Source organism: Halopseudomonas salina, from assembly GCF_008641105.1.
Map to the genome: position 1 here is coordinate 275,988 of NZ_VTTI01000002.1, position 12,625 is coordinate 288,612.

A 12,625-nucleotide genomic window follows, 5' to 3' on the forward strand; every position below is an offset into this window, starting at 1 on the left:
ATCAGCGCACCTCGTCCAACTGACGGGAAGTGGTTGCCAGCATCTCGGCCGAGAAGTTATCCAGGCTGCCGACAAAATGATTAATGTCACGGGCAAACTTGTTAAAGATCATCACCGCGGGTATTGCCGCGAACAGGCCCAGTGCCGTAGCCAGAAGTGCCTCGGCGATACCAGGAGCAACGATGGCCAGGCTGGCGGTTTTCATTGTGGCAATACTGGCGAAGCTGTTGAGAATGCCCCATACGGTACCGAACAGACCGATGAAAGGAGCAGTTGCGCCTATGGTGGCAAGTACGCCCATCATGCTGCCCAGGCGCGCCATGTCACGCTCCTGCGGGATACTGGCAGTCAGGGACATGCGCTGCAGCAAGCGATTTATCTGATCGGCATCAGCCTTGCGATCGGACCCGAAACGACGAAGCTCGCCCTGGGCTACCTGCCACATACGCCCCATGGCGCTGGAGTCGGACTGCTCGTGCATGGCCGTTTTGTCATCATTGCGGAACGCTGCCAGAAAACGCTGGTTGGCGCGTTTTGCGCGGGCAAAAACGACTAGCTTTTCGAACAGGATCGCCCAGGTCGCCAGGGAACAGAGCACCAGAAAAATCATCACCGCCTTGACCACCACATCGGCCTGGAAAAACATCTCCTTCACACCGAAACGCTCGGCTGGAGTCATCGTCGTCTGGGTAGGCGCTGTTGCGCTCTGTGCTGGCTGGCTCAATTGTCCAGCTTCAACGGCCGGAGCAGCTGTGGCGGCGTTTGTCTGTTGGCTCGCCTGCTCCTGTTCGGCCTGGGCAACCACCAGATTGGCAGTCAGGCCGGTCACGCCCATAAGAATCACGAGTGCCGCAAGACGCAGACGGGTCTGCCAGCGGTTGGCGGGGGCGTGAGGGTTGGTGGTCTGCATAGAAAGCTCCATTATCTATTGTTATGGGTAGAGGTAGTGGGGACATCAGGTTCAAGTGTTTCCAGCGCAAGGATGGCGTGCAGCGCCGCAATATAGCCGGCGAAGGCTTCGCGACCCTTGGCGCTCAGGCAGACCCGTGTGCGCGGTTTCTTGCCTGCAAAATCTTTTTTGATAAGAACGTATTGGGCGCTCTCAAGGGTATTGAGGTGCGCTCCCAGATTGCCGTCGGTGGTGTCGACAATCGATTTCAGAGAGACGAACTCGAGCCATTGATTTGCGCCCAGCGTATTAAGGGCAGCCATGATCTTCAGGCGGATAGGTTGGTGGATGATCTCATTGGGTGTCTGCATTACAGGCGCCTCAACCAGATGCCGAAAGCGATGAAGCTGCCACCGTAGACAGTGGTCATCCACCACCAGAAAACCGGTTGAAAGAATACAAACCCCGTCATCAACAGTACGGCCAACCAGCCACCGATAAACAGATAACGGGGCCGCATCTGTACGCCGCGCATCACATACAAAGCGGACACAAACAAAGGGGCCACCATGGAGCCCTGCTCGGGGGTGAGCGGCCACATGACCACGTGGATAAGAACCATAAAGGTGAAAATAGCGCCGATCAGTACCAGGTAGCGCCAACTGATACCCGGTATCTCGCTGGCCGCGCGGCGAGCCAACAACATGCCAGCGCCCATGGAGAGGGGAACTACGATGAGCCAGATTAACAGAATGAAAGCTGGGAAAAATCCCGAAAGAGCAAAGCCAACCGCGTGAGCCAACCCCCACAGCAGGAGCTGGTCGGACTCTGCACGGTAATCCTGGAACCCGGCGGCGCGTGCCTTGATGGCATCAATCTCGCGCAACGCCCGTGCGGCTTCTTCAACTGAAGGCGGCATGAACACTCTCTTGTTTTATTCTTTGCAAAGCACTCTATTGAACAGAGTAGACAAAAACAAGAGGTGTGCCGAAAAAATAAATCAGCTGATTATGTCGTATTCACCGCCGCGTTCGAGTGCACGCTTGTAACCCGGCATCCCATGTATGCGCTCGAGATAGGCGATCAGGTTTGGCCAGTTCTTATCCAGGCCGCCACGAGCGGCGGCCGCTTCCAGGGGAAAGCTGAGCTGGATATCAGCAGCGCTGAATTGATCGCCGACGAAATATCCTGTCTTGGCTACTTCCGCTTCCATGTAATCCAGATGTTGACGAATCTGTGGTTCGATAAAGCTGCTGCGCACATTCCTGGAAATACCCTTGGCGAAGGGTTTGGCAAAGAACGGCATTTTTGCATTCTCGACCTTGTTGAAAACCAGCTTGAGCAGTAGCGGCATCATCGCCGAGCCTTCGGCATAGTGAAGCCAATAGGTATATTTCAGCCGCTCTGGGGTGCCCTGCTCCGGCGCGAGCTTACCCTTGCCGTACTTGCCGACCAGATACTCGATAATTACACCAGACTCAGCCACTACCAGATCGCCATCGGTAATTACAGGCGACTTGCCCAGCGGGTGAACTTTCTTCAATTCAGGCGGTGCAAGACTGGTTTCGGGGTCGCGCTCATAGCGTTTGACCTCATATTCAAGACCCAGCTCTTCGAGCAGCCAGAGAATACGTTGCGAGCGGGAGTTGGCCAGGTGGTGGACTGTAATCATCGACTTGTCTTCCTGATAAGTGGCTTGAATTGAGACAGACTATGCCATGAAAAAGCGTTGAAAGTCTTTGTAGCAGGATTATCCCCAAGGGCGTGCCAAGGCGTGAGAACATGCATGCCGCACATTCGGAGAGAGCATATGACCACCACCAGAACCTCTAACACCAAACGTATCCCCGGCTGGATAAAAGCCCTGTTCATTCTGGTATTGCTCGGCTGCGTCAGCCTTGTTGCATGGCAACAGCTACCCCGGGCAGGCGTCTCGACAGACCTCTCCGTTATCGGTATGGATAAGCCTGCCCTGGTCCTGACCCGGGATAACAACCTGGTTGGCGGGGGTGAAGTACTTGATTTGCTCCGGGAGGCTCAGCCTCAATATGGCGAGCGTGTATATCTGCGCGTAGCCCATCAGGGTCAGGAAGACGGCCGAGCTTTTGCCCGGGATCACAACTCCAGAGATGGTGATCTGGTTCTATTGGACGCCGAGGGTGAAGTCATCTCAGGGCCTGTGCTGCCGCAATCCTATGCTGACGTTCAAGCGCTGCTGGCTGAGATTGAATGACAAAGGCAATCAGCCTGCAACTCGCGTAGAATATTGCGCCTTCTATCACTACCGTTGTCGCATCCATCGAGATGAGTCCATAGGGATCTCCGGCCATGACTGAACGCTTGCCACCGCGCGCGATTGCACTACTGCCATTGCTGCTGTTTCTGCTGATCTTCCTCGGCAGCGGCATCTATTACACCGCCATCGGCACCGACTTCGCGTTCTATCAAATCAAGGCGCCGGTCGCGATACTGCCCGCGATCATACTCGCCGTACTTCTCGCCCGTGACACCCTGAACCGCACATTGGAAGCCTTTGTTGCCGGCGTGGGCGACAGCAATATCATTACTATGGCTCTGGTTTTTCTGCTCGCCGGCGCCTTCGCTACAGTTACCGAAGCCATCGGCGGCGTGGCTGCCACGGTCAATATGGGTCTGAGCTTTATTCCCTCGGCATTCGTACTTCCGGGCTTGTTCCTGATCGCCGCGTTTATCTCTACAGCCATGGGGACCTCCATGGGCACTATCGGCGCGCTTGCACCAGTAGCTTTGGGTTTTGCCGAAGCGACCGGACTCTCTATACCCCTGGCCATGGGCGCGATCATCGGTGGCGCGATGGCGGGCGATAACTTGTCGATCATCTCCGACACCACCATTGCCGCTACCCGCACCCAGGGCGTGTCCATGCGCGACAAATTCAAGCTCAACCTGCTAATCGCCCTGCCCGCCATGGTACTCACGCTGATTCTGCTGTTTATTCTCGGCGACACCACCGTAGAGCCCGTCATCGCCGACTATCAGTTGTTGCTGGTACTGCCTTACGTTGCCGTACTGGTGCTCGCGCTCAGCGGACTGAACGTACTCGCAGTACTCATGACCGGCATTGTGCTGTCAGGCCTGACTGGCTTGTTCATCGCAGATAAATACAGCGTGGCGACCTGGGGCGGAGACATCTATCGCGGTTTCGAAGGCATGCTTGAGATCATGGTGCTGTCGATGTTCATTGGCGGCCTTTCGGCCATCATGAAACGCGAAGGCGGCCTGGACTGGGTTCGCGAGCGTATTCAACGCATCGCCGGTGCCATCGGCAAGACCGGCAAGCGCACGGGCGAAGCTGCTATCGCCGCTCTGGTCAGCATTACCAACCTGTTTGTCGCCAATAACACCGTCGCCATCATCATCAGCGGTAGCGTCGCGAGAGAGCTTGCGGAAGACTACGAAGTCGACCGCCGCCGCAGCGCAAGCCTGCTCGATATCTTCTCCTGCGTCATCCAGGGTCTGATCCCCTACGGCGCCCAGATACTGCTGGCCGGCTCCCTGGCCTCCATCTCGCCACTGGCTTTGGTGGGCCAGGTCTACTACTGCTGGCTCCTGGCAGCCATGGCCATCGCCGCCATCATTTTCGGCTTCCCCAAGCCCAAGCCAGCTTCAAACTAGACCAAAAAGTTCCGCCCCCTGGGAACGCTTCCGTCATTCTCGCGAAGGCGGGAATCCACCTCGGCCAAAGGCGCCCGCCATAACCACGCAAGTCGAGATGGAACTCGACCCTCACAGAATACCTCCCCAGGGAGGCTTCTACCCTCCCCCGATCAAGCCCATCTCCATTGCCTTGAGCACTGCGCGCGTTCTGTCACGCACGCCGAACTTGGACAGAATGGAAGAAACATGGTTTTTTACTGTGCCTTCGGTCAGGTGAATCGCGCTGGCGATTTCTCGGTTGGAATAACCTCCGGCCATATAGCGCAACACATCCAGCTCCCGTTGCGTCAGCGCTTCCGGGTTAACCACATGTTCGAAATCCTGAGCTTGTCGTTGCAGACCGTGGATTACACGCCGGGTTACCAGCGGTTCGATCAGCAGCTCCCCTGCCGCGACCCGGATTATGGCCGAGCTAAGCTGCTCCAGACTGACATCTTTCAGCAGATAACCGCGGGCGCCCAACCTGGCGCATTCGAGTAGCTTGGCATCGTCATCAAAGGTGGTGAGTACGATTACGGAGACACCCAGCCTTTGCTGATGGATGCGCTCCAGTACCTGCAACCCGGTCAGTCTGGGCATTTGCAGGTCCAGCAGCAGCACGTCGACCGCATGCTCGCCGAGTGCATGCAATACCTGTTCACCATCACCTGCCTCTGCGACAACCTCCACGGCATCACTGAATCCCAGCAAGCTGCGAAAGCCTTGCCGCACCAGCGTCTGGTCGTCCGCTATCAGTACCTTGATCATGCTGGTATCACAATCCGATAGTTGAGCCCGGCTTTGGTGTCCAGCTCCACACTGCCGCCCAAGGCAGTAATCCTTTCCTGCAATCCCCTCAGCCCATGGCCCCAGGTGAGCGATACAGGGCTTTGCGCGTCTTCGGTTGCGGTCATCAACCATTGATTTGGCTGCTGCTCAAGGCTGATGGTCAGGCGCTCACAATGGGAGTGCCTGTTGCAGTTGGTAATGATCTCCTGCGCCGCACGAAACATGGCATCCTCCTGTTCGTAGCTGAGCTTGTAGGCGGCCTCATCTATATTCATTTCCATTACAGGCCGCGCGGTTTGAGCCAGGCCTGCAATCCGATCGCGCAGGCTTGAGGGCGATACATCGCGCAGGTCGGCAACGACCTGACGCACGTCTGACAGAAGCAGCTTCGCCAGCCCCTGGGCCTGGCTGATGTGATCCCGCGCGCCGTCCTGAGTCATGTGGCGGGCGACTTCCAATTGCAGGGAAAGCGCAGTGAGGTGGTGCCCCAGGGAGTCGTGCAGGTCCCGCGATATCCGCAGGCGTTCGTCCTCCAGCGCCCTTTCTGTGAGCAGTTGTTGAGTGGCAAGCAGCTGCTGATGCACCGAGTCCAACTCTTCCCTGGCGGCCCGCTCCCGCATCACGCTGTGGCTGGAGAACAGTGCGAAGACGGCAAAGCCCAGATTGGTCAGGGAGAACAGCCAGACACTCGAATCGCTGCGCAGGGAGATAACGGCCACCAACAAAAAGTGGACTGCGACCACCACACCCAGAGATCTTAGAACTGATAGGAAGTACGGCAAGGTGCCGGCAAAAATGCACATCAAAATCAGCAGCAGCTGCGTAGGCTGAAACCAGCAGGCGAAAAATAGAGCCACCGGCATAGCGATCAGTCCTGCGAGATCTATCCGGCCTGCCGGCACAGCCCAGGCGGTAAACATCGCGATCAGAAAGCCCAATAGCGCCAGCCCCGCGAACAGCCGAGCACCGCCTTCCAGGCTATCGATCTGCTGGACGAACAAGGTGAAATAGCCGATCACCAGCCAGGTGAGCAACGCGGCAAATTGCAGCGGACCGAGTAATGTGTGATCGAGCCAGGCATTCAGTTTCATGCCAGAAGTATTGCATACCTGCGGGCTATCGACCCCTGCCAAAAGTCATGGTCACAGGTCGTGACTTTCGGCACGGGGCAAGGCCTGGAAGGCTGAGTATCGTCAACCCGTCAATGCACTGCTATCACTGCAAAAAGGGAGTCGACGATATGACTACGCTTTATCAATATACGCTCTGGTTGCACGCCAGTGCAGGCATGCTCGGACTTGCCCTGTTCTGGATCCCGATCATCGTAAAGAAAGGAAGCAAGAACCATAAACGGATCGGTCGCTGGTACCTCAACCTGATGATGGCAACCGGACTGACGGGGCTGCTCATGGCGCTGATGATGTTCTTCGTGCCCCTGGCAGTCAGCCCGCCACCAGCGAACCTTTCCCCCGAGCAGATTTCTGAGCTGGCCGCGAGTACGCAACAACGGGCCGCTTTCTTTTTTCTACTGGCATTTCTGTTGATTGCCTCCGCCCAGCGCGCCACCCTGGCATTGGTGGCCAAGGCAGACCGGCAGTTGCTGCAACGTCCGATCCATCTGGTCGCGCCGACGCTCCTAGTTATTTCTGCTGTTTACCTGGCCTGGTTAGGGCTCGCCGATTCTTCGGTCTTGTATCTGGTGTTTGCCGGCCTGGGACTGTTCATTGGCACCGGTCAATTGTGGTACGCGTTCAAACCGACATTGGAGCGTGGGGAATGGCTACTGGAACATATCCGCAGCACCCTCGGCAGCGGCATTGCAGCGCACACTGCCTTTTTTGTGTTCGGTGCGGCATCGGTCATGGAAGAGTTGTTCAGCGGCCAGATGATGTTGCTGCCCTGGATACTGCCAGGCGTTGTGGGTGGTACCGCCATCGCTCTGCTCACGCAATCTTACAAACGCCGCCTTGGCAGTAGTCGTAGCACCCGGTAAACATGGTTTTAAGCTTCAAGTTCTAAACTGTAAGTCTAAAAAGGGCTGCATGGATGTCCGCACTACGATCACTTGTTATTACCCTGATGCTGCTCCTGCTGGCGACGCAAGTCCACGCCCAGCACGAAGCAGAGGCCTGGCAGGCATTGCGCGAGGGCAAGGCCGTGCTGATGCTGCGCCATGCCCTCGCCCCCGGAACCGGCGATCCCTCACACTTTACTCTTGGCGACTGTTCAACTCAGCGCAATCTCAACGACCGCGGCCGCCAGCAGGCTGCAGCCTGGAACCCCTTCCTCGCCCGGCACGGCATCAATCAGGCGCGGGTCTACACCAGTCAGTGGTGTCGCAGCCGTGATACAGCCACAGAGATGGACGTGGGTGCCGTAACAGAGTGGCCGGCACTGAATTCGTTTTTTCAGAACCGTAACCAGAGTTCAGCGCAAACCCGAGAGACCATAGACCAGGTCAACGCACTGAAGCCTGGCCTGCCTGTGGTGCTGGTGTCCCACCAGGTGAATATAACGGCCTTGACGGGCGTATTCCCGGCCTCCAATGAAGGGGTGATTCTGGCTTTACCGTTGTCGGATAAGCCAGAAGTATTGATAAGTGTAGTGCCCGACTGAAAGCGCCTAGAGTTGTTTCAACAGTTTGTTACTCGGGACGCGCTTTGGGTAAGGGCACAGTACGAATATGAATGTCCCGCTGAGGAAACGGGATTTCCATATCGGCTTCCTTGAACGCGCGGGTGACAGCCGAATGCAGCTCATGGGACAGGGGCATGAAGTCCAGGAGGTCTTGCACAAACACCCGTACTTCGAAGTTGATTCCGCTCTCCCCCAGACCCACGCAAAAGACCGCGGGGGCCGGGTCATTCAGGACCCTTTCGTTGTTTTCCGCCACCTCAAGGAGGAGATCCCGGACCTTGTCCACATCTGAGCCATAGGCGGCAACCACTTGAATGATTACCCGTGTAATGGGGTCTGTCAGTGTCCAGTTGGTGAGATCCTGGGTCACAAAGGTCTTGTTTGGAATAATCTGCTCCTTGCGATCCCAATCCACCAGGGTGGTAGCCCGGATACGGATCCGGGACACGGTGCCCGTTGTCCCGCCGATAGTCACCGTGTCGCCTACGCGAATCGGGCGTTCAAACAGCAGAATGATGCCGGACACAAAGTTCGCTACAATCTCCTGAAGCCCGAACCCCAGGCCCACACCCAGGGCAGCAATCAGCCACTGCAGCTCCGACCACTGCACACCTATGACTGCCAGCGCCACCACCACGCCAATGAAAACGATGATATAGGTAACCAGGGTCGTGATCGCATACCCGGCACCAGGCTCCAGGTTGACCCGGCTCAACACCATTACCTCCAGCGTACCCGGCAGGTTGCGAGCGGCCAGGAGGGTACCAACGCCGGCCAGCAACCCCAGCAGCAGATCCCCCAGAGTGATGGCCACTGAACCCTCGCCTTCGGTGTCGCCGCCAATACTCCACAGCGTGATGTTGTCGAATATCTGTAGAGCAGGAATGACGTCGGCCCAGAAGCCCCACAGCACATAGGCGGCAAGGGTCACGACCAGTATCCGTACCAGTGACTTACTTTGCTGACTGATGTCTTCCAGATCCATTTCGGGCATGTCGAGCGAGATGGGTACGCCCTCCCCGGAATTTTCCGCAGCTTCGCGGGCTTCGGCCATTTTACGTTCGGCGATGCGCTGTTCCCGCAGCCGTTTGAGGGTCATCCGTCGCTCGCGTACGGACAAACCCCGCAGGCCCAGGTAGTACAGCAAGATCGTGAAGGCCACCCAGCAGATGCTGATAAACATCAGCCCTTGTAACTGTACCGCCGTATAGTAATACCCCTCGAGGGCTGCCACGGCGAGCGCCAGGGGCGTAGCTACGGCGAGTAGTTGCGCGCCTTTAAGGAATTTGCGGTCGAGTGCGGCTTGCAATACAGCTCTCGTCACCCTCCACGCAAACCAGGCCATTGCCACCGAGGTAATAATAAACAGCAGTCGCCCAAGGCTGTCATCGAAGGTGGCGCCTTCCTCAATACCCATTGTCGGCAGGACGATCACTACCGGAACAAGCACGGCTAACAGTATCGGGATCTGTAGCCGAATCGCCATCAGCGACGGACTGTTCCATTTGAAGTGGCGCTCACCTAGCCCGCCCCGACGGGCCACAGAGCGCAGGGCTTCCAGTAGCAATGTAACGAAGGCGGCTGAGCTAAAGCCCGAGGATAACGCGGAAAAAAAGCTATTGCCTTCCATGAGCATCAGCGCCGCGAGGGAGAAAACCAGGACCCCAGGTAATGCCAGGATGAAACTCACGCCCCCTGCAGTGAAAGTGGCGGCCATGCGATCGCGGCCGACGTTGCCGACGTCCTGCCCGCTATCCAGCAACTTCTGCCGCAGGGCCCGGCGACGGGCCAGCAAGAATATCAGAGCGGCCAAAACAGCCAGTATACGAATGCCTCGCTCGGCGAAGGAGTTACGCAGCGCCTCGGTGAGGGCTTGCAAATGAAAATTCGATACAAACCAGCTGGCCCCCTGATACAAGCCCTTGACGGTCTCAAGCCCTACCCGCTCCGTGCTGGGAAGCCAGAACAGCCGTTGTTGCAGCAGCTCCTGATAGGCGCCGAAACGCTCTCGCAGTTCGGTCACGGTGTTGTAGTAGTCGTTGAGGACATCGATGTGTTCCGTGATCGCGCCGTGGAGCTGGGTGATCAGCTCCTGGCGTACCTGTGGCGCGCCATCTTGAGCATCGTTATCGCTGATCGCCTCATACTCCTCAAGCCGCAGCTGTTCTTCACGGGCGGCTGACAATCGGGCGCTGATACCATCAGTCAACTCAACAGCAATAGTCTGGCTTTTGAGCCGATCCAATCGTTGACGCAGTAGACGGGCATACTCAACTGTCAGGTTCAGCCCTGCTTTCTCAAGCCGCAACTCGAAACTGCGGTACTCGTTGTCCAGACGTTCAAGCAAAGTCTGAGCGTGGGACAATCGGCGGCGGGAGCCCTCCAATGCAGCCTGGCGGTTCTCCAGTGCGTCGCGCAAAATCTGAATTTGCTGGGGATCATCAGCAGACTCTGAAGTCGGAAGATCGCTCTCCAGATACTGCTCTGGCTCTTCTTCCAGTATTGGCTGGACCGGATGGGCGGACGGTTCAGGCGGCGGTTCCTCTGACGACTCCTCGGATTCCCGGTCGTCATCGGACTCTTCGCTGGCACTCTGTTCCTGTTCTGCGCCAGAGGCCGCATTCAACAATTCAGTAACCGACCCCATGGCGGGAGACACCAATAGGCAGCTCAGGAGGAGACTGGTGAATAGGAACAGGAATGTAGAAGGAGACCTTCGTGAAGCCATGGATAGCGGTGCCTTTTCAACTCAAATCACCGCAGTGTAGCGGATGAAACACACCAGGGCCTGCTTGTCTTCTGTCTGTTAGAGGATCTTTCTGACGTCCGAACATTTAATAAAAAGTAATTCCCACCCCCCCTGCTATCCGGTGATATCAAAAAGTGATGAACTCTTCTTGTCTGCGTTCAGCCCTTCCAGGGTGTCACGCATCCGTTGGCTAGCCTGACGTTGAAGCTGCTCGTCGCTAATAGTCTGCGTGGTGCTGTTCATGTCAGCGATGCGCTCGGCGATTTTATCGTCTACATTGGTTTTCTCTTCAGGGGGCAGAGCATCATAGTCTTCTTCGGTTAACCCCATTTGCTGCAACACGCTGTGCTTGATCTTGTCTGCGACGGACATAGCCATGTAGCGGCTGAATTCCTCTGCGGCGTTGTTGTCAGCGTCTGCACTGGTCTCGACCTCGGCTTGTGCGCTTGCGTTTGCTTCGCTCACTGTCTGCATGACCTGGCGGAATTCCTCTGCAGAGGTGTTGCGACTGCTGTTACTGGAGCCGGTCAGCGGTGCCTGATGATTGTTGGCGATAATGTTGATAGCGCTCATGGAGTCCCCCTGCCACGTTGTCGATTTATTCACACTTGCGATAAAGCTTTGAGGTGAACTGCATAAATCAGGCCAGCCAGTTTTAGCGCGTAAACCCGCTCTGCACTAGGATTGTGTAGAGATCTCAGTGGGCAAGGGGGCAATGCTTTGCCGCATTCGGCAAAGTAGGAACCATGAATGGTCGTATCAAACGTCACCAGCACATTTAGGGACGTTGACGATCTGTATCAACCGGGGCGTCCGGCTGGACATGGCCGGAGCAGATTATTAACGGGGGAAGCCAGTTGTATACTGATCTTCAGAACAGGGTATCGCTCGGGTCGAGCTTCTGCGGAAAGAACGACAGCGGGGGATGGGTGGCTTTCCATTCTGCGGCAAACTCGCGGGCTTGTTCAAGTTGTTCCGCGGTCATTTTCTCAGCGTATTGCGGAAGCTCTTTCTCAATCGTTTCTTTGTTTAAAAACCCACCACCTTCTAACTCGAGAAAAAGTAAAAGCAACCCATATCCTTTCACCATATCTTTTTTATAGCCGTCGTACCTTGGATCAATCAACATCATGCTGTACTCATAAACGCCAGAGACGTAACCCGTTTCGGCGACTTTCTCTATCCAATATCTGTAACCGCTATAGTCTTTTTCGATCAGAAGTATCGTCGCATAATCTTTCATGCTTAGGGGATACCCACCTTCCGCAGAAGCCTTGTACCACTTCTTTACAGCTTCTTGACGACTGCCGGGCCACAAGTAAAGCCCCATGCCATCTTCGGTATACCCAGCTAGCCAGTATTGCGCCAATGCATGGCCTGCTTCTGACGCTTTTTTAAGCCACTCCCGATCAAGCGTAATTTTATACATTAAATACATGGCTTCGGGATCGCCTTGCGCGGCCCCGCCTTCATTTAATTGGAGCGCTTCAGCGAGCCATTGCTCTGGGGTTTTGGTACCTTCTGAACAATTGCCCATAACTGCACATAGACCATCACCACTGCGGCCTAAACGAATCATGGCGTAGCTATTGTCCTGCTCAGCAGACGCCTCCAACCAACGGTATGCCTCTGGGGTCATAAAACGATTGTTCTTGCGCAGGGCTTCAGCCAGAAGAAATTGCGACTCCGCATCCCCCGCCTCTGCTGCAATGGTCAAATACGGCTCAGCAGATATCGCTTTGAACTGACGATATAGAATGCTGCCATGTTCTTTGGCGGCCTGCTGCTCTGGCGTTAATTCCGCCCAGACAGGACAGACCGCAAAGCACATAAGGATGAGCAGCCAACGCTGTGGTTTAGTTGTTCGTTCTCTCATATATCCCATT

The 12,625-nt window shown here is 56.1% G+C and carries 13 protein-coding genes; 4 read left to right on the forward strand and 9 right to left on the reverse strand.

Annotation, left to right across the window (positions count from 1 at the left end; translation table 11 throughout):
- Window position 1 precedes the first annotated feature (1 nt).
- From FZF01_RS04705 to FZF01_RS04720, 4 genes are all read right to left on the reverse strand, one after another.
- The gene (locus tag FZF01_RS04705) at window positions 2-910 is read right to left on the reverse strand and encodes a MotA/TolQ/ExbB proton channel family protein (protein WP_188434427.1); all 909 of its coding nucleotides are present in this window, start codon (window positions 908-910) and stop codon (window positions 2-4) included.
- Between the two features lie 11 nt (window positions 911-921).
- On the reverse strand, window positions 922-1,260 hold the full coding sequence (locus FZF01_RS04710; RefSeq protein ID WP_150276987.1) for a winged helix-turn-helix domain-containing protein: 339 nt from the start codon (window positions 1,258-1,260) through the stop codon (window positions 922-924).
- Window positions 1,260-1,808 carry a hypothetical protein gene (locus tag FZF01_RS04715; protein ID WP_150276988.1) on the reverse strand — a complete coding sequence of 183 codons (549 nt, stop codon included), beginning with the start codon at window positions 1,806-1,808 and terminating at the stop codon, window positions 1,260-1,262. Before FZF01_RS04715 ends, FZF01_RS04710 begins: the two co-directional genes overlap by 1 nt.
- An 81-nt stretch (window positions 1,809-1,889) precedes the next feature.
- The gene (locus tag FZF01_RS04720; protein ID WP_150276989.1) at window positions 1,890-2,561 is read right to left on the reverse strand and encodes a glutathione S-transferase; all 672 of its coding nucleotides are present in this window, start codon (window positions 2,559-2,561) and stop codon (window positions 1,890-1,892) included.
- A gap of 138 nt (window positions 2,562-2,699) precedes the next feature.
- Between FZF01_RS04720 and FZF01_RS04725 the strand changes: the two genes are divergently transcribed.
- A complete protein-coding gene (locus FZF01_RS04725; protein ID WP_150276990.1) occupies window positions 2,700-3,122 on the forward strand; it encodes a hypothetical protein in 423 nt (140 codons plus the stop codon).
- A 95-nt stretch (window positions 3,123-3,217) separates the two neighbouring features.
- On the forward strand, window positions 3,218-4,543 hold the full coding sequence (locus FZF01_RS04730; RefSeq protein WP_150276991.1) for a Na+/H+ antiporter NhaC family protein: 1,326 nt from the start codon (window positions 3,218-3,220) through the stop codon (window positions 4,541-4,543).
- Window positions 4,544-4,681: 138 nt separating this feature from the next.
- Here the strand turns inward: FZF01_RS04730 and FZF01_RS04735 are convergent, their stop codons facing one another.
- Both FZF01_RS04735 and FZF01_RS04740 read right to left on the reverse strand, forming a co-directional pair.
- The gene (locus tag FZF01_RS04735; RefSeq protein WP_150276992.1) at window positions 4,682-5,332 is read right to left on the reverse strand and encodes a response regulator; all 651 of its coding nucleotides are present in this window, start codon (window positions 5,330-5,332) and stop codon (window positions 4,682-4,684) included.
- Complete coding sequence (locus tag FZF01_RS04740) at window positions 5,329-6,444, reverse strand: sensor histidine kinase (RefSeq protein WP_150276993.1); 1,116 nt, start codon at window positions 6,442-6,444, stop codon at window positions 5,329-5,331. Before FZF01_RS04740 ends, FZF01_RS04735 begins: the two co-directional genes overlap by 4 nt.
- Window positions 6,445-6,593: 149 nt before the next feature.
- Between FZF01_RS04740 and FZF01_RS04745 the strand changes: the two genes are divergently transcribed.
- Complete coding sequence (locus FZF01_RS04745; RefSeq protein WP_150276994.1) at window positions 6,594-7,346, forward strand: hypothetical protein; 753 nt, start codon at window positions 6,594-6,596, stop codon at window positions 7,344-7,346.
- A 53-nt stretch (window positions 7,347-7,399) separates the two neighbouring features.
- Window positions 7,400-7,969, forward strand: a complete 570-nt coding sequence (locus tag FZF01_RS04750; protein ID WP_150276995.1) for a histidine phosphatase family protein — start codon at window positions 7,400-7,402, stop codon at window positions 7,967-7,969.
- A 28-nt stretch (window positions 7,970-7,997) separates the two neighbouring features.
- On the opposite strand, the gene FZF01_RS04755 is transcribed toward FZF01_RS04750, so the two are convergent.
- The 3 genes from FZF01_RS04755 to FZF01_RS04765 all read right to left on the reverse strand — a co-directional run bounded on the left by FZF01_RS04755 (window position 7,998) and on the right by FZF01_RS04765 (window position 12,615).
- Window positions 7,998-10,637: a mechanosensitive ion channel domain-containing protein gene (locus tag FZF01_RS04755; RefSeq protein WP_150276996.1), complete on the reverse strand. Its 2,640-nt coding sequence runs from the start codon at window positions 10,635-10,637 to the stop codon at window positions 7,998-8,000.
- A 216-nt stretch (window positions 10,638-10,853) separates the two neighbouring features.
- Complete coding sequence (locus tag FZF01_RS04760; protein WP_150276997.1) at window positions 10,854-11,312, reverse strand: hypothetical protein; 459 nt, start codon at window positions 11,310-11,312, stop codon at window positions 10,854-10,856.
- Window positions 11,313-11,610: 298 nt separating this feature from the next.
- Entirely contained in the window at window positions 11,611-12,615 is a 1,005-nt protein-coding gene (locus FZF01_RS04765) for a tetratricopeptide repeat protein (protein WP_223825391.1), read from the reverse strand.
- Between the last annotated feature and the right edge of the window lie 10 nt (window positions 12,616-12,625).

Excerpts from the sequence above, each read along its gene's own strand:
- FZF01_RS04705 (WP_188434427.1), bottom strand. The coding sequence starts at position 910 with ATGCAGACCACCAACCCTCACGCCCCCGCCAACCGCTGGCAGACCCGT.
- FZF01_RS04710 (WP_150276987.1), bottom strand. The coding sequence starts at position 1,260 with ATGCAGACACCCAATGAGATCATCCACCAACCTATCCGCCTGAAGATC.
- FZF01_RS04715 (WP_150276988.1), bottom strand. The coding sequence starts at position 1,808 with ATGCCGCCTTCAGTTGAAGAAGCCGCACGGGCGTTGCGCGAGATTGAT.
- FZF01_RS04720 (WP_150276989.1), bottom strand. The coding sequence starts at position 2,561 with ATGATTACAGTCCACCACCTGGCCAACTCCCGCTCGCAACGTATTCTC.
- FZF01_RS04725 (WP_150276990.1), top strand. The coding sequence starts at position 2,700 with ATGACCACCACCAGAACCTCTAACACCAAACGTATCCCCGGCTGGATA.
- FZF01_RS04730 (WP_150276991.1), top strand. The coding sequence starts at position 3,218 with ATGACTGAACGCTTGCCACCGCGCGCGATTGCACTACTGCCATTGCTG.
- FZF01_RS04735 (WP_150276992.1), bottom strand. The coding sequence starts at position 5,332 with ATGATCAAGGTACTGATAGCGGACGACCAGACGCTGGTGCGGCAAGGC.
- FZF01_RS04740 (WP_150276993.1), bottom strand. The coding sequence starts at position 6,444 with ATGAAACTGAATGCCTGGCTCGATCACACATTACTCGGTCCGCTGCAA.
- FZF01_RS04745 (WP_150276994.1), top strand. The coding sequence starts at position 6,594 with ATGACTACGCTTTATCAATATACGCTCTGGTTGCACGCCAGTGCAGGC.
- FZF01_RS04750 (WP_150276995.1), top strand. The coding sequence starts at position 7,400 with ATGTCCGCACTACGATCACTTGTTATTACCCTGATGCTGCTCCTGCTG.
- FZF01_RS04755 (WP_150276996.1), bottom strand. The coding sequence starts at position 10,637 with ATGGGGTCGGTTACTGAATTGTTGAATGCGGCCTCTGGCGCAGAACAG.
- FZF01_RS04760 (WP_150276997.1), bottom strand. The coding sequence starts at position 11,312 with ATGAGCGCTATCAACATTATCGCCAACAATCATCAGGCACCGCTGACC.
- FZF01_RS04765 (WP_223825391.1), bottom strand. The coding sequence starts at position 12,615 with ATGAGAGAACGAACAACTAAACCACAGCGTTGGCTGCTCATCCTTATG.